Genomic DNA, 19,332 nt, shown 5'->3' on the forward strand with positions numbered 1-19,332 from the left:
TGATAGTGCGGATTCCCGTGTGAAAGTAGGTAATCGTCAGGCTCCCCTGCAAGACCAGAAACCCCACCCCGAAAAGGTGGGGTTTCTGCGTTTACGCGGCAAAAACCAGCCATCTGAAAACATCGCCACCGTGAGACCCTGTCCGGTGCGGCTCCTGTCCTGCCGGTATCACTCCTTCCCGATCCGCAGCGCGGTCGCGTAACCAGTTGGCTCTTGTCCATTCCGCGGCATGCATGCGCAGGCTCTCTGCTCTTCTCATCCCTCCCGGAGCACGTGAAATCGGGCCCTTTGCCTAGCGGCAGCGCCAAAAGGTAGCTCTCCCGCAGGCGAAAAATCTGCAACAAAAATAGCTTCACCACCCCTTTTTATTTCCCTCCTGCGCGCGCTTCGTCGCATCGCCTTGCCTTAACATCCGCCACAGAATACTGTATAAATATACAGTGAAAACTCGTCACCCCATGCGTGCCCGATGCCGGGCAGGGTGGAGTATTCCCTATTGAACGAGCGTGTCTATGGCAGCAGCGATTCATCTGGCGACGACAGCGTTGTCGTCGCAATTGCGGCGTCAGGTGTGGCAGGGCAATGAGCTTGCCGAGGCGGACTCGCGGGTGATTTCCAGCGGCTATGCTGCGCTGGATCAACTGCTGCCTGGGCAGGGCTGGTCGGCCGGCGGCCTGACAGAGTTATTGATTGAGCACGGAGGAGTCGGCGAACTGCGCCTGCTGGCCCGCGCGCTTCGGCATCTTACGGCACAAGCCGAACGGCACGTCATGCTCGTGGCGCCCCCTTACCAGCCCTGTGCTTCGGCATTGAGGGCCTGGGGTATCGATGTCGAACGCGTCTTATGGGTGCGCTCGAGTGAAGACCAGTCTCTGTGGGCCGCTGCTCAAGCGTTGAAGCAGGATGGCATCGGCGCAGTGCTGGTATGGCTGCCGAATGCGCGCGCCGATAAGGTTCGGCGTCTGCAGGTGGCGGCTCAGGAGTCGGCATCGTTGGCATTTTTGATCCGGCCTGTCGAGGCAGCCACGCAATCTTCGCCGGCGCCATTGCGGATGATCTGCGAGCCGCTCTTGCCGGCCAATGCGCAGACGATCAATCGTCGTCAATGGTTGCAGGAGATTGGTATTTCGATCGACATCTTCAAGCGCCGCGGCCCGCCGCTAGCGGAACCCCTGCGTCTCATTTTGCCATTACAAAGCGTCTTGTTGCCGGAAAGCGGAATCGGTAGCAATCAAGGACGAGAGATCAAACATGTTGTGGATCGCAGTCACATTGCCACTCTTGTCGCTGGAAGCGGTGAAGCCTCTCGAACCGCTTCCGGATGGTTCGCCCGCGAAGCCGAATCGGTGTGAATCCGGCGAGACAAGCCAACCTCCGGGGGTCGACAGCGTCACCGAGGCGCGTTGCTATGCGCTGGCCGACCACGCGCACATCCTGATGCCGGATTTCGACGCATTGCGTGCCGGGGTGCATGCGGGTCAGTCGCGCTCGTACGCATTGGCCTTGGCGCCCGGTCTCAAGATGCTTGCCGCAGACACAGCCCGCGAAACTCAGGCGTTCGAAGCGATGGCGCTCGCTTTGCTGACGTACACACCGAAGGTGTCGCTCGGGCACGCGCATACCTTGTTGCTGGAAGTCGGCTCCGGCTTGCGGTTGTTTGGCGGCTTGCGCGCGTTGTTGTCTCGGGTGTCCGCGACGGTGGCTGAATTCGGCTATACGGCGCGCATCGCGTGTGCACCGACAGCCTGGGGAGCGTGGTTGTTGGCTCAGGCGCACGCCGATCGGCAGGGGCATCGTTGGCATGTGATAAAGGAAACGTCGCTTGCGCGGGTCCTCGACCGCTTATCCGTGTTGTTGTTGCCGGTTTCGCAGGCGGATCGCGATGCGTTTACGCATGTCGGTTGCGCGACGCTGGCCGATTTGCGGCAATTGCCAAGGTCGGGTGTCGTGCGGCGTTTCGGCAGCGGCATTCTGGATCTGCTGGCGCAGGCGTATGGTGCGCGCCCGGATCCGCGCGAATCGTTCCGCGCGCCGGCATCGTTTCATGCTCAGTTGGAGTTGCCGTCGCGGGTCGATAGTGCCGATGCATTACTGTTTGCCGCGCGTCGGCTGATTGTGCAACTGGCCGGATGGTTGAGCGCGCATCATGCAGCGCTCAGTGGATATACGTTGTTGCTCGAACATGAATTGGCATCCCGCCATGCTCCGAAGACGTCGAGTCTGAAGGTCGCTTGGGCCATACCGTCGCGTGATGCCGAGCATCTGATCTGGCTGTTGCGTGAGAAGTTGAATCAGACGGTTCTGGTGGCGCCCGTGATCGAGTTGAAGCTGGTCGCGGATCAGATCGGCGAGTATGCAGGGCGGTCGGACACTTTGTTTCCAATGCCCGAATCAGACGGCGATTCGATTGCACGTCTGCTTGAACGCTTGAGCGCGCGTTTGGGGCCGGAGAACGTGTTGCAGATGTCGGTGCAGGACGATCATCGGCCCGAGCGGGCAATGCGCGTCGAGGCCTACCAGGCGCAAGCGTTTTCGCGCAAGAAGCGTTCGTCTGCGAAGACTAAGACAAAAATCAAAGCGGATAAAACCTGGCTGACCGATGAGTTGCAGCACGCTGCATTGGAGAGCGTGCGCGCAGACGACGATGCGGCGAGACAAGCGGAACAGGCGGAACGCACAGCACATCCAGAGCACCCAGAGTACATATCCCGCGAGTCCGAAAAAGCGAGTGACGCTAAAAGCAGCCGCCTATTCGTAATACAACCGGCCGATGCTCAAACCTCACTCGATCTGCCCGACAGTGCATTGCCATCGCAGCCTCGCCCCGTCTGGATGCTCGACAAACCGCTGCGCCTGATGATGCGCGACCAGCGGCCGATCTATCGTCGGCCGCTGAAAATGCTCACGCGTACCGAACGGATTGAAGCAGGGTGGTGGGACGGTAACCTCGTTGAGCGGGATTACTACGTTGCGGCAGATGATCGTGGCCATATGTTCTGGGTGTACCGGGAACGTCTTGGTGGCGAGTGGTATCTGCAGGGTTTATTCGGCTGAGCATCATGGAAAATTCTCAGCCATCATTCTTGTTAGAGCAGGCGCTTGCGGCCCAATTGCCGCCGTATGCGGAGTTGCATTGCCTGACTAATTTCTCGTTTCTGCGCGGCGCTTCGCATCCGCATGAACTGGTCGAGCAGGCGATGTCGTGCGGCTATAGCGCGCTCGCGATCACCGATGAATGCTCACTGGCGGGCGTCGTACGCGCACACACTGCGGTGAGAGAAATCAGGCAGGAGCGGGACCGCCAGCAGAAGGAGCGCGAAGACAAAGCGAAAGCCGCGCAGGCAGGAACGTCATTAGAAGAAGTAGCAGAGCCGGCGGCTACAACGCCAGCGGATTCAAAACAGGAAGCCTCAAAACAGGAAGCCTCAAAACAAGAAACCCTTGACCACGAGGTACTAAAACCAATCCCTCACCTCATCATCGGCAGTGAACTCAATCTGACCGACGATGCAGGCGAACCGTTCTGCACATTGGTTGCGCTCGCAACCAACCGCAATGGCTACGGCAATCTTTCCGAACTGATCACGCTGGCCCGTTCGCGTGCGGACAAAGGCAGCTATCGCCTCGGTCCATCCGATTTCACCGACTCGCTACCGCATCTAGAGCATCTCAAAGCCTTGCCCGATTGCGTCCTGATCCTAGTGCCGCAGCGCACGGCGACGCTCTCGCACACATTGCGTTGTGCGCACTGGCTGGCATCGTTCGCGCCGCAACGCTCATGGATCGCACTCGAACTCTGGCAAACCGGCAGCGACGATCTTCAGATCGACGCATTGCGAATGATTTCAAAAACGAGTGGTTTGCCTTTGGTGGCAGCAGGGGGCGTCCTGATGCATGTGCGATCGCGCAAGCCGTTACAGGACACCTTGACCGCGATCGGCCTCGTCACACCGCTATCGGCGTGTGGTCACGCGCTCGAGGCCAATGCCGAACGGCATATGCGCACTCGCGTGCGGCTCGGCAAACTGTATCCACGCGACACGCTCGAAGAAACGCTGCGTATCGCCGCCCTATGTCGCTTCTCGCTCGACGAACTCAAGTATGAGTATCCGGAAGAACTGGTGCCCGCCGGTGAATCGCCATCAAGCTATCTGCGCAAACTGGTCATGGCCGGCGCGATGGAGCGCTGGCCGAAAGGAATGGATCTCAAACGAATCGATCAGATCGAAAAAGAGCTGCAACTGATCGCCGACCTGAAATACGAAAAGTACTTCCTGACGGTACAGGATATCGTGAGCTTCGCGCGCTCCAGAAACATACTGTGCCAAGGCCGTGGTTCGGCAGCCAACTCGATCGTATGTTACTGCCTGCACGTGACGGAAATCGATCCGGTGCGCATGAACATGCTGATCGAACGGTTCATCTCGCGCGCGCGTAACGAACCGCCTGATATTGACATCGATTTCGAGCATCAGCGTCGGGAAGAGGTGATTCAATATATCTATGGGAAGTACGGTCGCCATCGCGCTGCGCTCACTGCAACGCTGATCACCTATCATGCGCGCAGTGCGCTGAAGGACGTCGGCAAGGCGTTGGGACTCGAAGCGTCATTGATTGAGCGGATGAGCAAATCGCAGCAATGGTGGGACGGCACGGATGCGGTCGCCAAATATCTGGCCGAAGCGGGCTTCGCTGCCAACTCGCACATCACGCAGAATCTGATTCGCCTTACCAAAGAGTTGCGCAACTTTCCGCGTCATCTGTCGCAACACGTCGGCGGCTTTGTGATTGCGAAAGATAAGCTGTCGCGACTCGTGCCGATTGAGAACGCGACGATGAAAGACCGCAGCGTGATCGAGTGGGACAAGGACGATATCGATGCGCTCGGACTATTGAAAGTCGACGTACTGGCGCTCGGCATGTTGTCGGCGATCCGGCGCGCGCTGGAATTCGTCGCCTTGCGGCGCGGCTTGCCGAAATTCAGGATGCAGGATATTCCGCGCGAGGATCGCGCCGTCTACGAGATGTGCGGTCATGCCGATACGATCGGCGTATTCCAGATCGAATCGCGTGCGCAGCAAAGCATGCTGCCGCGGTTGAAACCGAACAAGTACTACGATCTTGTGATCGAAGTCGCGATCGTGCGGCCCGGGCCGATCCAGGGCGGCATGGTGCATCCGTATCTGCGCCGCAAGCAGGGTCTGGAGGCGGTGGACTACGCTAAGGAGGAGTTACGCCCCGTGCTCGAGCGCACCCTCGGCGTACCGATTTTTCAGGAGCAGGTGATGCACCTCGCGATGGTTGCCGCGCTCTACACTGGTGAGCAGGCCGATCAATTGCGGCGCGCGATGGCCGCATGGCGGCGCAGCGGCAATCTGGCGAAGTATCAGCAGGATCTGACTGACCGCATGTCGGCGCGCGGTTACGAAAAAGAGTTCATCGAGCGCATCTGCAAACAGATCGAAGGCTTCGGCGAATATGGCTTTCCTGAAAGCCACGCGGCAAGCTTTGCCTTGCTCGTCTATCTCAGCGCGTGGTTGAAACGTTATGAGCCGGCCGCTTTTCTTGCAGGATTGCTGAACAGTCAGCCGTTGGGGTTTTATTCACCGTCGCAACTCGTGCAGGATGCCAGGCGTCACGGTGTCCAGGTATTACCGCCTGACGTGACCTTGAGCGATTGGGAGTCGACCTTCGAACAACGTGGTCGCGAAGGGCAGCGGATTTCATCGAGCGAGGCCTGTTTGCGTCGTCAGCAGGGCGCATTGTCCGCACAGCAATTCCGTGACTTGTCGTTGCGGCGCTTCACATTAGCCCGGACGATCAGGCGTGCGGCAAAACAGCTGACCGCACGCGTATTTCAATCTTCGAAAACCTATGGTGCACGCGGTCCGGCAGTACGCATCGGCATGCATCTGATCAAAGGTCTTTCACAGGTAGCGGCCGAACGCATCATGGCGGCTCGTAGCGACGCACAGTTTGCTGACGTCGACGATCTGGCGCGTCGCGCGGCATTGACGCGGCGCGATCTCGAAGCGCTGGCCGCGGCGAACGCGCTGGTCAGCATTGCGGGCCATCGGCGCGAAGCGTGGTGGCAGGTGACCGCGCAGCACACGGTACCCAAGCTGCTGCGCGATGCGCCGATCGCGGAAGCGCCGCTGGCATTGCCGCAGGCAGCCGAAAGTCGCGAGATCGTCGACGACTACGCGAGCATCGGCCTCACGCTCAATCGTCATCCGCTCGCGCTATTGCGCGAGCGTCTTGCCAGACAGCGTTTTCGCACGGCGGCAGAACTTGCCGCGTGCGGACACGGCACGCTGGCGCGCGCCTGCGGTATCGTCACTGTGCGGCAGCGGCCGGGCACGGCAAACGGCACCGTGTTCGTTTCCATCGAAGACGAAACCGGTTCGATCAACGTGATCGTCTGGCCGGCGCTGGTGGAAAAGCAACGCAAGGTGCTGCTGGGTTCGTCATTGCTGGCGGTGTATGGCGTCTTGCAGCGTGACGATGGCGTTTCTACCGGCGGTGACAGCGCCGGCAATGTGATGAACGCAAATAAAGCGGGCAACGCGAAACGGAAACAGAAGGGCGAGGTGATCCATCTCGTCGCGCATCGACTTGAAGATCACAGCGACTGGCTCGGCGAACTGGCTACGGCGAGCCGCGATTTTCATTGATGCGGACCAACTGTGGTTAAGCTTGCGGACCCGACGGCAGGTTGGCGTGTCGCCGGGCCGTAGAAACGCGAGCAGTACCTGCCGTCGTTATCAAGCTCGTTGCCGGGCAGCTACGCCGCCGTCTCGCCCCGCCACGGAAATGCGGCCAGCACTTGCCGGATCGCAACGTCGAACGGCGTGCGGCGGCCAATGCCGAGCGCCTCGAGCCGGTCCGACGCCAAGTGGCAGTTATGCGGGCGCGGCGTCGCGTCGGTGGGCGTATGTTTTGGCGTCAGTTGCGCATCGAGTTGCAGCGCTTCGGCCAGCCGCACGGCGATTTCATACTTGTTCATCGGCTCATCCCCCGACCATTGCACGATGCCGCAGATCGCATCGCCACGCGCATGCCGTTCGAGCATCTGCCGGATCACGAACGCGACGTCCGGTGTAAAGGTCGGGAAGCGAATCGCCCATGCATCCATGACGGCGGCCTTGCCCTCGCGTGAAGCCGACGCGGCAATCGCCGGCACGAGACTCGTCACCGCCGATTCTGCCCAATCGACGATCGGCCCATAGAGCAGCGGCAAACGCAGTATGCAGCCGAGATCGGTGGATTCCGTCAGCGCTCGCTCGCCTTCGAGTTTGCTGCGCCCATAGGCATTGAGCGGCGCGGGCGCGGAATCGTACTGATAGGGCGGGTGCGTGCCGTCGAACACGTAATCGGTTGAGATCGAGAGCGCCCAAGCGCCGCGCCGCTTTGCCGCCGCGGCCAGGGTGCGCACCGCATCGACGTTCAACGCCCGGGCGAGCGCCGGATCGTGCTCGCATACATCAGGCCGACGCTCCGCCGCGGCAATCACGAGCGCGTCCGGTGCTTCGCGCTCGACAAATTGCTCGACCGCCCGCGCATCGCGAATATCCAGCGCGACCGTGTTCGGCCCCGGCCGGCTGAACGCCGTGGCGACAACTTGCCAATCTGCCTGCTGTGCCAGTTCGTCGACGAGAGCCCGGCCAAGCAGTCCGGAAGCACCAATGACCGCAACTTTGAACATGACGGTCGCTCGCTTAGCGGGCTGGGCCGCTGGTCACGCCGGTCACCGTGTAACCGGCCTCGTCGATTGCGGCTTTGAGCGTGTCAACCGGTTGTGCCGATTCGACCGCCACGCGGCCGGATGCCAGATCGACCTGGACTTTAGCGGCGCCATCGTGTTCACGGATTGCGTTCGTGACCGCCGCCACGCAATGCTGGCAGCTCATGCCTTCTACCTGGAATTCGATCGTCATCGGGATTGCCTTGAAAAAATGAATGTTGCGATGCTTGAATTATGCCTGCCGATGCGCAATTGAGTGGCTGACCTTCCCACTATGGGAAGGTGTACGATCGACGCACACCCTGGGGAAACAGTCATGAACATCGGTGAAGCGGCCCGTGCGTCGGGCGTCACGGCGAAGATGATTCGCTACTACGAAAGCGTGGGCCTGCTGGCAGCGAAGGCGCGCACGAGCGCCGGCTATCGCGTATACGGGCCGCAGGAGGTCCATTCGCTGCGTTTTATCCGGCAGGCGCGCCGTCTTGGTTTTCTGGTCGAAGACATCCGCCGCTTGCTGGCGCTGTGGCACGACCGGTCGCGCGCCAGTGCCGAAGTGAAGACGATTGCGTTGGAGCACGTTGCGGAGCTCGATCGCCGCATCGCCGAACTGACCGACATGCGCGACACATTGGCGCATCTGGCGGACCATTGTCACGGCGACGAGCGCCCGGATTGCCCGATTATCGAGCGGCTCGCCGATACCGATCTGGTGTCGGGGAAGGGTTGTCACTCGATTTGAAAGCGCGAAGTGCAACCTGTCGAGGGCGTTATCGCAACCGAGCCTCAAAAAGCACCTGAATGGTGCAAATTAATATGGGGCAGTATCAATCGTCGCAAAAAAGCCGTCTTGAATTTAGATAAATCAACGACTTAAGTGCACCACGAGCGTGCACCATTCCAAAACGGAATGCACGTCATGCGGGCATTTCACTAGCAAGGTTGCACCATAAGGCTATAATCCGGGTTAACCCTTTTACGGGAAATCCCTGATGCAGAACTCACCGGGGATTCAATCTGATCCTTGGAGAACATCATGTTTGCATACGTACTTGAAAAGCTGAGCACCTGGTTTGAAACTGCAGAACGCAGCCGTCGTGAAGCCTATCTGGCGTCGTCGTCGGATATCGTTCAGCTCGAACAGCGCATCCGCTCGCTCGAAACCAACGGCTACTCGCTGTAAGTTTCAACTGCATCAAGTTTGACCCGGCAGCGCTCGTGCGCAGCCATTGCAGTAAAGTGTTGAGCCCCGTATAGACGGGGCTTTGTCACATCTGAACCACAAGAATTTCACGGCAAGTGGCGCTTCAAGGCGACTCATGGCCAATAACGACTAGCCTGACGGTTGCCGTCGCGGTAAGGTAAGGCGCTTTCTGCGCAATCCGGCATTCTCAAACTCAACCGGTCCGCCCATGCTTCCTGTCCACTCGCTCAAATCCGTCCTGGCCATGACTGCCGCAGCCTCGCTGACAACGGTTTTTGCCGTATCGGCTACATTCGCCGCGTCGAGCAATACCGCTCGCAAGCCCGTGATACTCGACTCGCAGAGCGGCATCAGCGACGGGCAGAGCGGCACCGTGCTGCAGACCGCGCCGCTCTCGCGGCAGCCGATCGTAGGGGCGCAGCCTATCGCAACGCCCACGGAGCTGGCGCCGAATTCGTCGATACCGTTCGTTGTCGCGCCCTACATCCCGGTGCCTGTCGGCGGCGGCACGCCGTCGCCACAACCGCAGCCGCAAACTCGTCCCGTGCCCCGGTCGCAATAAGCCGCAATAAGGGTCTCCGGCGCGATATCTCCCGGTAGTTCTTTTCCACCCATCCGTTGACGCTTCGAGCGGCGGGTTCTCTGTCGTGCTGCCGCATGTGCATGCGCGTCTTCAGCTAACGCGCGAGACACTACATACGCCATTCGGGTTTCGATGCATGGCGTGCGCGACACCGTCCGACGACAATCGTTGCGCACTCTCTCGCCAACGATGTGGATCATGCATCGTACGCAGCGCCATCGCGTCAATGAAAACAGAACAAGGAGACATCAAATGCCTACTCACTGGATGCGGCGTGCCGTCGGTACCTGCGCCACGTTGCTTGCGCTGATCGTACCCGCGACGCTGCCCGGCGTCGCGCTTGCCAAAGACACACCGGAAAAGCCCACGCTCACGATGGCCGTTGGCGGTTTGCCGGGCCTTTACTATTTGCCGGTACTCGCCGCCCAGCAGTTGGGCTACTTCAAGGACGAAGGGCTCGACGTCACACTCGAAGATTTCGCGGGCGGGTCGAAGGCGTTGGAAGCGGTCGTGGGGGGCAGCGCCGACGTGGGAGCCGGCGCATTCGAGCACACGCTGTTCATGCAGGCAAAGGGGCAACACTACCGCGCGTTCGTGCTGATGGGCCGCGCGCCGCAGATCGTTGTCGCGGTGCTGAAGTCGAAGGCGGATCAGATCAAGACATTGGCGGACTTCAAGGGGGCCAAAGTTGGCGTGAGCGCGCCGGGTTCGTCGACGGATCTGGTGCTTACCGTGGCTTTGCGCAAGGCAGGTGTGCAGCGCAACGAGATTTCGGCGATCGGCGTGGGCAGTGGCGCCACGGTATTGGCTGCGGTGAGCGGCGGTCAGCTCGACGCGCTGTCCAACGTGGACCCGATGATGACCAAGCTGGAGCGTAGCGGCGCGATCAAAGTGCTGGTCGATACGCGTACCGTGAAAGGCACGCAGGAGGTATTCGGCGGGACGATGCCGGCGGCGACGCTCTACGCATCGGAGACTTTCATTCAGAAGTATCCGAAGACGACACAGGCGCTCGCCAATGCGATCGTGCGCGCGGACCACTGGTTGCAGACCGTGAGCGACGCCGATTTGTTGAAGATGGTGCCGCCGGCCTATTTGCTCAACGATTCGGCACTCTACGTGGAGGCATTCCACAACGTGCGCGACGCGTATTCGCCGGATGGCTTGATGCCCGCGGATGGTCCGGCGACCTCATTGCGTGCTTTGTCGTCGTTCGATAACCGCCTCGATCCGAAAAAGATCGACCTGAACGCAACCTATACCAACGATTTCGCCCACAAGGCGGCGCAACTCAAGTAAGCGGACTGGTGGCGGGATGATTTACCCGCGCGCGCGTGTCATACCGCTGGGTAAGGCGTCCACGTGCGGCCTGGGGCGTTGTTCAATCGCCGCGATATTCGACCTTGAACTGCGCGGCCTTGTCTTCGCCGAGCGCCTCGACCAGCCAGGGCATCTGGTCCTTCAGCGTTTTCGCCAGCGTATACGGCGGATTCAGGATGAACATGCCACTGCCAAACAACCCGAAGCCGTCGGTCGGCGGATTGCTGACGGTCAGGCTCACATGCAGCCAGTTGCGCTCCTGCAGCTTCTTCAACTGATCGGGGAAGCGCTGCGATTCAAGGCGTCTTACCTGCGGATACCAGACCGCGTAGGTGCCGGTCGGAAAGCGCTTCAGGCTTTCTTCGACACAGCGCAGCGTGCGCGTGTAGTCGCGCTTGTCTTCGTACGACGGATCGAGCAGCACCAGCGCGCGGCGCGGCGCCGGCGGCAGCAACGCGAGGATGCCGTCGAAGCCGTCGCCTGCATAAAGCATTGCACGGCGGCCTGCGTCGCGGAAGTTATGGCGCAGCACGTCGATTTCAGTGGTGTGCAGCTCGAACAGGCGCATGCGGTCCTGCTCGCGCATCTGCCGCCACGCGATATACGGCGAGCCCGGGTAGAAGCGCAACTGGCCGTCAGGATTCAGCGCGCTCACTTCGTCGACGTACTCCGCGAAGACCGACGGCAGGTCGTTACGCTCCCACAGTTTGGCGATACCGGTCTGGAACTCGCCGGTTTTCGTCGCATAGCCTTCCTTCAGCGAATAGACGCCGGCGCCCGCGTGCGTGTCGATATACCAGTAGGCTTTGTCCTTCTGGCCGAGGTAGCGCAGTAGCTGCAACACGACGGCGTGTTTCAGAACGTCGGCGTGATTGCCTGCATGAAAGGCGTGGCGGTAGCTGAGCATGATGAGGAGACACTGAAAGAGGGCGTGCCGGTCCACGGCGGATTCGGCGATGCGAGTGCAATGCGGCAGCACAACTGAAGTGCAGCGCGGTCGCGTATTGTACGCGACGCCGCGCCGCACTCCTTAGTGCGTTGCGCGTGACATAGCCCCGATGGTGCGCGGGCCATGCTCCGCGGACCGGACCGGTCCAATCGGGTCTGGACTGGTCCGGCGCGCCCGCTCAGTCGTAGGCGTCGCCGATGACCGCCTCGATCCGCTCTTTGATCTCCGGCGTGATCCGTTCCGCCACCTCGGCGGATTTCATATTCTCGCCGATCTGTTCGACGCGCGACGCGCCGGTGATCACGGTGCTCACATTCGGATTCTTCAGAATCCATGCAATCGCCAACTGGCCGATCGTGCAACCCAGCTCGTCGGCCACTTCGCCCAGCTTGCCGACCACGTTGTTTTTGCCGGCATCGGTGACCTGCTTGCGCAGCCAGTCGTAGCCTTGCAGTTGCGCACGGCTATCGGCAGGTACGCCGTCGCGGTACTTGCCGGTGAGCAGGCCGGACGCGAGCGGGCTCCAGGTGGTCAGCCCAAGGCCGATATCCTCGTAAAGCCGCTTGTATTCCTGCTCGACGCGCTTGCGGTGGAACAGGTTGTACTGCGGCTGCTCCATGACCGGTTTGTGCAGATGATGGCGTTCAGCAATCTCGTAAGCGGCGCGGATTTCGTCGGCGCTCCATTCGGATGTGCCCCAGTACAGGGCCTTGCCGTGCGTGATCATGTCGCTCATGGCCCAGACGGTTTCTTCGACCGGCGTGTTCGGGTCAGGACGATGACAGAACACCAGATCGACATAATCGAGTTGCAGGCGTTTGAGCGATGTGTCGATGGCGTTCAGCAGATATTTGCGGTTCAGCGTGTGGTACTGGTTCGGCGCTTCGTTGAGACCCCAGAAAAATTTCGTCGATACCACATAGCTCACACGCGGCCATGCCAATTCCTTGAGCGCCTGGCCCATGATTTCTTCGGATTGGCCGGCGGCGTACACCTCGGCATTGTCGAAGAAGTTGACTCCCGCATCGCGCGCGGCTGCGAGCGACTCGCGCGCTGCACGATGATCTACCTGATTGCCGTAGGTGACCCATGAGCCGATGGACAGTTCGCTGACTTGCAGGCCCGAACGGCCCAGACGTCGATAATTCATGCATTCCTCCTTGGTAGTGATGCCGCCGGAATCCCGCTGAAACGTCCAGTTTAAAGAGATAAGGCTCGATGTGCAGTTTACGGATGCAGTTCACACGGTTCATGCACAATAGCAGCGTTGGCCGCAGTGCAGCATTCGGCTGAACGGTCTATGCCGTTTGGCTGGCTTCACGCCGCCTGCGGTCCGTGGTCTCATTGCTCATCAACTGCATGGAGGTTCTGGATGTCGTCACTGAACACGAATCTGAATGGCAAGGTTGCGGTGGTTACGGGCGCCGCGAGCGGCATCGGCAAGCAGATTGCGCTCACGCTTTCCGCCGCGGGCGCGGCGGTCGCGATCGCCGACCTGAACCAGGACGGCGCCAATGCCGTCGCTGAAGAAATCAAACAGGGCGGCGGCAAGGCAATCGGCGTGGCAATGGACGTCACGAACGAAGACGCCGTCAACCAGGGCATAGATAAAGTCGCGGCGGAACTCGGCTCGATCGATATTCTGATTTCCAACGCCGGCATCCAGATCGTCAATCCGATCGAAAACTATTCGTTTTCCGACTGGAAGAAGATGCAGGCCATCCATGTGGACGGCGCCTTCCTCACCACCAAGGCCGCGCTCAAGCACATGTACAAAGACGATCGCGGCGGCATCGTGATCTACATGGGTTCGGTCCATTCGCACGAAGCGTCGCCGCTGAAGTCCGCCTATGTGACGGCCAAGCATGCGCTGCTGGGGCTCTCACGCGTACTGGCCAAGGAAGGCGCGAAACACAATGTGCGCTCGCATGTGGTGTGTCCGGGTTTCGTGCGTACGCCGCTGGTCGACAAGCAGATTCCCGAGCAGGCCAAGGAGCTCGGCATCAGCGAAGAAGACGTGATCAAGCGCGTGATGCTGGGTGGCACGGTCGACGGCATCTTCACCACGGTTGAAGACGTCGCGCAGACGGTGCTGTTCCTGTCAACGTTCCCGACTGCGGCGCTGACCGGCCAGTCCTTTATTGTGAGCCACGGCTGGTACATGCAATAAGGAGGCGCCCATGGCGCAACGCAATCTCAAGCGGGCGCGCGTCGGCGCGCCCGGCGGCGGGGAAGGCGAGGGCGCCGGTCCGGCGCCCGCCGTGCATCCCGGCAAGAATCTCCAATTGCCGAACTACGAAACCGTCGCGTTGATGCTGCAGGGCGGTGGCGCACTCGGCGCCTATCAGGCCGGCGTCTTTCAGGGACTTTACGAAGCCGGCATCGAGCCGAACTGGCTCGCCGGCATTTCGATCGGCGCGCTGAATACGGCCATCATTGCCGGCAATCCGCCGGAGAAACGCGTCGAGCGGCTGCTGCAATTCTGGGAGACGATCTGCCAGCCGGCATTCGGGCCGCCGTTGCCGGCCTTTATCGAGCACGCGTTGTTCAATTCCAGTGAAGCCGTTCGCAAGGCCTTCACGGCGACTCAGGCGATGGGCGCGATCATGGAAGGGCAAAAGGGCTTTTTCGTGCCGCGTTTCCCGCCACCGTTGCCCACCGTCTCCGGCCCGCCGCAAACGGCGAGCTACTACGACACCACGCCGCTCAAGGCCACGCTTGAAGCGCTCTGCGACTTCGACCGCATCAATTCTGGTGAGACGCGTGTGTCGGTGGGTGCGGTGAATTGCGGTACGGGTAACTTCGCCTACTTCGATAACACGCATACGAAACTGAGGCCTGAGCATTTCATGGCGTCAGGCGCGTTGCCGCCGGGTTTCGCGGCGGTCGAAATCGACGGCCAGTTCTACTGGGACGGCGGTTTGATGTCGAACACGCCGCTCTACGAGGTGATTCAGACCACGCCGCGTCGCGATACGCTCGCGTTCCAGGTCGATCTGTGGAGCGCAGTCGGGCCGGTGCCGGACAACATCACTGATGTTCAAGGCCGCATGAAAGACATCCAGTACTCGAGCCGCACACGTCTCGTGACCGATATGCTGCAACGTTCGCAGCGTTTCCGGCATGTGCTGCGCGAGGTGCTCGATCGCGTGCCGTCCGACCAGCGCGACGATCCGTGGTGCAAGCTGGCGGATGATCTATCGTGTTCGAAGCGCTACAACGTGATCCACCTCATCTATCGGGAGAAGGAATACGAAGGGCACTTCAAGGACTTCCAGTTCGGCCTCTCTACAATGCGTGAGCATTGGAAAAGCGGTCTGGACGATATCCGGCAGTCGCTCGCGCAACCCGATTGGCTCGACATGCCTGATAACGACGCAGGGTTTGTCACGCACGATATCCATCGGGATTCCCGCTGAAACGGCCGTAGGTGCCAAAGTAGTGCCGGTAGCGGGACGCAATCGGCAGGTGACACTCACACGTCCAGCAACAGTCCATCAATAAAAAACGGCGCCCGAAAGGGCGCCGTTTCTACAAGCAGCTCAAGCAATTCAAGTTCGAGCAGCAACAGCCAAGCAAAGCGCGGGCAACAAACGCTCGCGCTCCAAAACGCCTTACTTCAGCACGTGAGCGACCGCGTTAGCCACCACGTCGAGGTTGCGCGTATTCAGCGCAGCCACGCAGATGCGGCCCGTGCTCACAGCGTAGATGCCGAATTCTTCGCGCAGACGGTCCACTTGCGGCGCCGTCAGACCCGAATACGAGAACATGCCGCGTTGTGCGTTCACGAAGCTGAAATCGCGATCCACGCCACTGGCCTTCAGACGTTCGACCAGACCGTTGCGCATTGCGCGGATACGGTCACGCATTTCGGCGAGTTCGCTTTCCCACATGGCGCGCAGTTCAGCCGATGCGAGTACCGCAGCAACCACCGAGCCGCCGTGCGTCGGCGGGTTCGAGTAGTTCGTGCGGATCACGCGCTTCAGTTGCGACAACACGCGAGCCGATTCTTCCTTGCTTTCCGTGATGATCGACAGTGCACCGATGCGCTCACCGTACAGAGAGAACGACTTCGAGAACGACGACGACACGAACACGTTCAGTTCCGATGCCGCGAACAGACGGACTGCTGCAGCGTCGGATTCGATGTTGTCGCCGAAACCCTGATAAGCGATGTCGAGGAACGGCACGAGATCGCGCGCCTTGACGACTTCGACGATCTGCTTCCATTGGTCGACAGTCAGGTCGACGCCGGTCGGGTTGTGGCAGCACGCGTGCAGCACGACAACCGTGCCCGCGGCGTAGCTGTTCAGCGCGCTCAGCATGCCTTCGAAGTTCACGCCGTGCGTGTGCGCGTCGTAGTACGGATAGTTCACGACTTCGAAGCCGGCGCTTTCGAACAGCGCGCGGTGGTTTTCCCAGCTCGGATCGCTGATCGCGACCTTGGCGTTCGGGTTCACACGCTTCAGGAAATCCGCGCCGATTTTCAATGCGCCCGTGCCGCCCAGTGCTTGCGCCGTCACGACGCGGCCTGCGGCGATCAGCGGCGAGTCGTTGCCGAGCAGCAGTTTCTGCACGGCAGCGTCGTAGGCAGCGATGCCTTCGATCGGCAGATAGCCACGCGGCAGCGCGGCTTCGACGCGAGCCTTTTCCGCGTCGCGCACGGCGCGCAGCAGCGGAATCTTGCCTTCTTCATTGAAGTACACACCAACGCCAAGGTTGACCTTGGTGGCGCGCGCATCGGCGTTGAAGGCTTCGTTCAGGCCCAGAATCGGGTCGCGGGGAGCAAGTTCGACGGCGGAGAACAGAGACATGATGGATGGGCAGCAGTTGTGAAAAGAGGGCGGCTTCAAGCGCGGGCGGCCCGGCCAACGGTGTCTGACGGACAATTCAGACGGCGGGCGGGCATCGGCGAGCGAGCGCAACTTGCCATTGTAGCGAATTCACGGGCGTTTTTCGGGCGACAAAGCCTGCTGGACTGAATTATTTGCTTGAAAAACAGGCACTCCGGTGTCATGTCGTCGTAGCGGATTTGCGTGGGGCGAAGCCGCCGAAGGCCGAACAGCGGCCTAGAGCCGACGGGAAATCGCCTCTGCATCGACCGCCTGGCGTGCCTCCCTCCACCCCCGCAAGCCCTACGCAGACCCGCTCAGCCCGGGTTCCCGCAACCCGTTAGAATAGTTCTTTGCCCAAGGCCCGGTGCCGCCCCCATGTCCGAACAACATCTGACTGAAGTCGACGAGACGCTTGACGAATCCAAATTCGTCGCGTTCGAAGGCTCGCCGTTCCAGCTTTACCAGCCGTATCCGCCCGCGGGCGACCAGCCCACGGCGATCGACACGCTCGTCGAAGGCATCGAGGACGGGTTGTCGTTCCAGACGCTGCTCGGCGTGACCGGCTCCGGCAAAACCTTCACGATGGCCAACACCATCGCGCGGCTCGGCCGGCCGGCGATCGTGTTCGCGCCGAACAAGACACTCGCCGCGCAGCTCTATTCGGAGTTTCGCGAGTTCTTTCCGCGCAATGCGGTCGAGTACTTCGTCTCGTACTACGACTACTACCAGCCGGAAGCGTATGTGCCGCAGCGCGACCTGTTCATCGAGAAAGATTCGTCGATCAACGAGCACATCGAGCAGATGCGGCTGTCGGCCACCAAGAGCCTGATGGAGCGGCGCGACGTGATCATCGTCGGCACGGTGTCGGCGATTTACGGTATCGGCAACCCGTCGGAATATCACAAGATGATTCTGACGCTACGCACCGGCGACAAGCTCGGCCAGCGCGACATCATCGCCCGGCTGATCGCGATGCAGTACAACCGCAATGAAGCCGACTTCCAGCGCGGTTCGTTCCGCGTGCGCGGCGACACGATCGATATTTTCCCGGCCGAGCACGCCGAAATGGCGGTGCGCATCGAGTTATTCGACGATGAGGTTGAGACGCTGCAACTGTTCGATCCGCTCACCGGCCGCGTGCGGCAGAAGATTTCGCGCTTCACCGTGTACCCGTCGTCGCACTATGTGACGCCGCGCGATACCGTGGTGCGCGCGGTCGAAACGATCAAGACCGAACTGCGCGACCGGCTCGAGTTCTTCTATAGCAACGGAAAGCTCGTCGAAGCGCAGCGGCTCGAGCAGCGCACCCGCTTCGATCTGGAAATGCTGCAGGAGTTGGGCTTCTGCAAGGGCATCGAGAACTACTCGCGGCACTTCTCGGGCGCAGCACCCGGCGAGCCGCCGCCGACGCTGGTTGACTATTTGCCGCCCGACGCGCTGATGCTGCTCGACGAGTCGCATGTGCTGATCGGCCAGTTGAACGGCATGTATAACGGCGACCGGGCGCGGAAAGAGAATCTGGTCGACTACGGTTTTCGCTTGCCGTCGGCGCTCGACAATCGCCCGCTCAAGTTCAACGAGTTCGAGCGCAAGATGCGCCAGGTCGTGTTCGTGTCGGCCACGCCGGCCGATTACGAAAAGAAAACGGCGGGGCAGGTGGCCGAGCAGTTGGTGCGTCCGACCGGCCTCGTCGATCCGGAAATCGAGGTGCGTCCGGCGCGTACCCAGGTCGACGATGTGCTGGCCGAGATCAACGAGCGTGTCAAAGTGGGCGACCGTGTGCTGGTCACGGTGCTGACCAAGCGGATGGCCGAGCAGTTGACCGAGTTTCTGGCCGACCACGGCGTCAAGGTGCGCTACCTGCACAGCGACATCGATACGGTGGAGCGGGTCGAAATCATCCGCGATCTGCGGCTGGGCACGTTCGACGTGCTGGTCGGGATCAACCTGCTGCGCGAGGGGCTGGATATCCCGGAGGTCTCGCTGGTTGCGATTCTCGACGCGGACAAGGAAGGTTTCCTGCGCGCCGAGCGCTCGCTGATCCAGACCATCGGCCGGGCGGCGCGTAACGTGAACGGTAAAGCGATTCTCTACGCGGACCGGGTGACCGATTCGATGCGCCGCGCCATCGACGAAACCGAGCGGCGGCGCGCCAAGCAGATCGCCTACAACCTGGAGCACGGCATTACGCCGCGCGGCGTGGTCAAACGGATTCGTGACATCATCGACGGGGTGTACAACGTCGACGACGCTCGCGCCGAGCTGAAGGAACAGCAGACTCGGGCGAAATTCGAGGACATGTCCGAGAAGCAGCTCGCCAAGGAACTCAAGCGCCTCGAAAAGCAGATGATGGAGCACGCCAAGAATCTCGAGTTCGAAAAGGCCGCACAAACCCGCGACCAGTTGGCGCTGCTGCGGCAGCGCGTATTTGGCGCGAACGTCGGCGACCACGTGCCCGGCGTCGAATAAATTCTTCCTGCTTATCAAGGAAGGCGCGAAGAAAGGCGCGGCAATGTGCCGCGCCTTGTCTTTCCAGCGCATTGCACCCCGCCAACACCGTCCCTGCGCTTCCCTTAACACCGCCTTAAGACCCTGCTCCGATAAGGCTTTGGGTGTCTCCTCGTTTGTTCTCCCTGCCGATCAATGATAAACTCGACCAATATTGAGAATGGTTCGCATTAACGTTCGTAATGCGATTGT

16 protein-coding genes are annotated in these 19,332 nt (G+C 60.7%); 11 read left to right on the plus strand and 5 right to left on the minus strand.

The genetic code is table 11. From position 1 onward, the window contains the following. The 4 genes from P3T25_RS38790 to P3T25_RS38805 form a co-directional block, all read left to right on the plus strand. The coding region (locus P3T25_RS38790; RefSeq protein ID WP_429362434.1) for a hypothetical protein at positions 1 to 202 on the plus strand (202 nt) is incomplete at its 5' end. A 310-nt stretch (positions 203 to 512) separates the two neighbouring features. After that, entirely contained in the window at positions 513 to 1,352 is an 840-nt protein-coding gene (gene imuA / locus P3T25_RS38795; RefSeq protein WP_154567279.1) for a translesion DNA synthesis-associated protein ImuA, read from the plus strand. Then, positions 1,252 to 3,054: a Y-family DNA polymerase gene (locus P3T25_RS38800; RefSeq protein ID WP_429362436.1), complete on the plus strand. Its 1,803-nt coding sequence runs from the start codon at positions 1,252 to 1,254 to the stop codon at positions 3,052 to 3,054. Before imuA ends, P3T25_RS38800 begins: the two co-directional genes overlap by 101 nt. A gap of 5 nt (positions 3,055 to 3,059) precedes the next feature. Next, entirely contained in the window at positions 3,060 to 6,674 is a 3,615-nt protein-coding gene (locus P3T25_RS38805; RefSeq protein ID WP_429362438.1) for an error-prone DNA polymerase, read from the plus strand. A 110-nt stretch (positions 6,675 to 6,784) separates the two neighbouring features. Here the strand turns inward: P3T25_RS38805 and P3T25_RS38810 are convergent, their stop codons facing one another. Both P3T25_RS38810 and P3T25_RS38815 read right to left on the minus strand, forming a co-directional pair. Beyond that, positions 6,785 to 7,705, minus strand: a complete 921-nt coding sequence (locus P3T25_RS38810; RefSeq protein WP_154567276.1) for a dTDP-4-dehydrorhamnose reductase family protein — start codon at positions 7,703 to 7,705, stop codon at positions 6,785 to 6,787. A gap of 13 nt (positions 7,706 to 7,718) precedes the next feature. After that, complete coding sequence (locus tag P3T25_RS38815) at positions 7,719 to 7,937, minus strand: heavy-metal-associated domain-containing protein (RefSeq protein ID WP_154567275.1); 219 nt, start codon at positions 7,935 to 7,937, stop codon at positions 7,719 to 7,721. Between the two features lie 123 nt (positions 7,938 to 8,060). Between P3T25_RS38815 and cueR the strand changes: the two genes are divergently transcribed. The 4 genes from cueR (at position 8,061) to P3T25_RS38835 (ending at position 10,827) form a co-directional block, all read left to right on the plus strand. Beyond that, positions 8,061 to 8,483: a Cu(I)-responsive transcriptional regulator gene (gene cueR / locus P3T25_RS38820; protein WP_154567274.1), complete on the plus strand. Its 423-nt coding sequence runs from the start codon at positions 8,061 to 8,063 to the stop codon at positions 8,481 to 8,483. 294 nt (positions 8,484 to 8,777) lie between these two features. After that, positions 8,778 to 8,924: a DUF3563 family protein gene (locus tag P3T25_RS38825; protein ID WP_074284875.1), complete on the plus strand. Its 147-nt coding sequence runs from the start codon at positions 8,778 to 8,780 to the stop codon at positions 8,922 to 8,924. A gap of 229 nt (positions 8,925 to 9,153) precedes the next feature. Next, entirely contained in the window at positions 9,154 to 9,507 is a 354-nt protein-coding gene (locus P3T25_RS38830; RefSeq protein ID WP_154567273.1) for a hypothetical protein, read from the plus strand. Between the two features lie 273 nt (positions 9,508 to 9,780). Continuing rightward, entirely contained in the window at positions 9,781 to 10,827 is a 1,047-nt protein-coding gene (locus tag P3T25_RS38835; protein ID WP_171928109.1) for an ABC transporter substrate-binding protein, read from the plus strand. An 82-nt stretch (positions 10,828 to 10,909) separates the two neighbouring features. On the opposite strand, the gene P3T25_RS38840 is transcribed toward P3T25_RS38835, so the two are convergent. Beyond that, complete coding sequence (locus P3T25_RS38840; protein ID WP_054042170.1) at positions 10,910 to 11,755, minus strand: 23S rRNA (adenine(2030)-N(6))-methyltransferase RlmJ; 846 nt, start codon at positions 11,753 to 11,755, stop codon at positions 10,910 to 10,912. Between the two features lie 220 nt (positions 11,756 to 11,975). Next, positions 11,976 to 12,947, minus strand: a complete 972-nt coding sequence (locus P3T25_RS38845) for a potassium channel beta subunit family protein (protein WP_429362442.1) — start codon at positions 12,945 to 12,947, stop codon at positions 11,976 to 11,978. Between the two features lie 222 nt (positions 12,948 to 13,169). Between P3T25_RS38845 and P3T25_RS38850 the strand changes: the two genes are divergently transcribed. Both P3T25_RS38850 and P3T25_RS38855 read left to right on the plus strand, forming a co-directional pair. Then, on the plus strand, positions 13,170 to 13,967 hold the full coding sequence (locus P3T25_RS38850) for a 3-hydroxybutyrate dehydrogenase (RefSeq protein ID WP_154567270.1): 798 nt from the start codon (positions 13,170 to 13,172) through the stop codon (positions 13,965 to 13,967). A 10-nt stretch (positions 13,968 to 13,977) separates the two neighbouring features. Further along, a complete protein-coding gene (locus P3T25_RS38855) occupies positions 13,978 to 15,216 on the plus strand; it encodes a DUF3734 domain-containing protein (protein WP_154567269.1) in 1,239 nt (412 codons plus the stop codon). 195 nt (positions 15,217 to 15,411) lie between these two features. Here P3T25_RS38855 and P3T25_RS38860 read toward each other — a convergent pair whose 3' ends face one another. Then, positions 15,412 to 16,611 carry an amino acid aminotransferase gene (locus P3T25_RS38860; RefSeq protein ID WP_171928112.1) on the minus strand — a complete coding sequence of 400 codons (1,200 nt, stop codon included), beginning with the start codon at positions 16,609 to 16,611 and terminating at the stop codon, positions 15,412 to 15,414. A gap of 396 nt (positions 16,612 to 17,007) precedes the next feature. Here P3T25_RS38860 and uvrB point away from each other — a divergent pair, with 396 nt between their 5' ends. Continuing rightward, positions 17,008 to 19,101, plus strand: coding sequence for an excinuclease ABC subunit UvrB (uvrB, locus tag P3T25_RS38865; RefSeq protein WP_154565518.1), 2,094 nt, complete (start codon positions 17,008 to 17,010; stop codon positions 19,099 to 19,101). Positions 19,102 to 19,332 lie beyond the last annotated feature (231 nt).

The sequence above is a fragment of the Paraburkholderia sp. GAS32 genome (genome assembly GCF_050434225.1).
Classification (GTDB): Bacteria; Pseudomonadota; Gammaproteobacteria; order Burkholderiales; family Burkholderiaceae; genus Paraburkholderia; species Paraburkholderia madseniana.

Excerpts from the sequence above, each read along its gene's own strand:
- imuA (WP_154567279.1), top strand. The coding sequence starts at position 513 with ATGGCAGCAGCGATTCATCTGGCGACGACAGCGTTGTCGTCGCAATTG.
- P3T25_RS38800 (WP_429362436.1), top strand. The coding sequence starts at position 1,252 with ATGTTGTGGATCGCAGTCACATTGCCACTCTTGTCGCTGGAAGCGGTG.
- P3T25_RS38805 (WP_429362438.1), top strand. The coding sequence starts at position 3,060 with ATGGAAAATTCTCAGCCATCATTCTTGTTAGAGCAGGCGCTTGCGGCC.
- P3T25_RS38810 (WP_154567276.1), bottom strand. The coding sequence starts at position 7,705 with ATGTTCAAAGTTGCGGTCATTGGTGCTTCCGGACTGCTTGGCCGGGCT.
- P3T25_RS38815 (WP_154567275.1), bottom strand. The coding sequence starts at position 7,937 with ATGACGATCGAATTCCAGGTAGAAGGCATGAGCTGCCAGCATTGCGTG.
- cueR (WP_154567274.1), top strand. The coding sequence starts at position 8,061 with ATGAACATCGGTGAAGCGGCCCGTGCGTCGGGCGTCACGGCGAAGATG.
- P3T25_RS38825 (WP_074284875.1), top strand. The coding sequence starts at position 8,778 with ATGTTTGCATACGTACTTGAAAAGCTGAGCACCTGGTTTGAAACTGCA.
- P3T25_RS38830 (WP_154567273.1), top strand. The coding sequence starts at position 9,154 with ATGCTTCCTGTCCACTCGCTCAAATCCGTCCTGGCCATGACTGCCGCA.
- P3T25_RS38835 (WP_171928109.1), top strand. The coding sequence starts at position 9,781 with ATGCCTACTCACTGGATGCGGCGTGCCGTCGGTACCTGCGCCACGTTG.
- P3T25_RS38840 (WP_054042170.1), bottom strand. The coding sequence starts at position 11,755 with ATGCTCAGCTACCGCCACGCCTTTCATGCAGGCAATCACGCCGACGTT.
- P3T25_RS38845 (WP_429362442.1), bottom strand. The coding sequence starts at position 12,947 with ATGAATTATCGACGTCTGGGCCGTTCGGGCCTGCAAGTCAGCGAACTG.
- P3T25_RS38850 (WP_154567270.1), top strand. The coding sequence starts at position 13,170 with ATGTCGTCACTGAACACGAATCTGAATGGCAAGGTTGCGGTGGTTACG.
- P3T25_RS38855 (WP_154567269.1), top strand. The coding sequence starts at position 13,978 with ATGGCGCAACGCAATCTCAAGCGGGCGCGCGTCGGCGCGCCCGGCGGC.
- P3T25_RS38860 (WP_171928112.1), bottom strand. The coding sequence starts at position 16,611 with ATGTCTCTGTTCTCCGCCGTCGAACTTGCTCCCCGCGACCCGATTCTG.
- uvrB (WP_154565518.1), top strand. The coding sequence starts at position 17,008 with ATGTCCGAACAACATCTGACTGAAGTCGACGAGACGCTTGACGAATCC.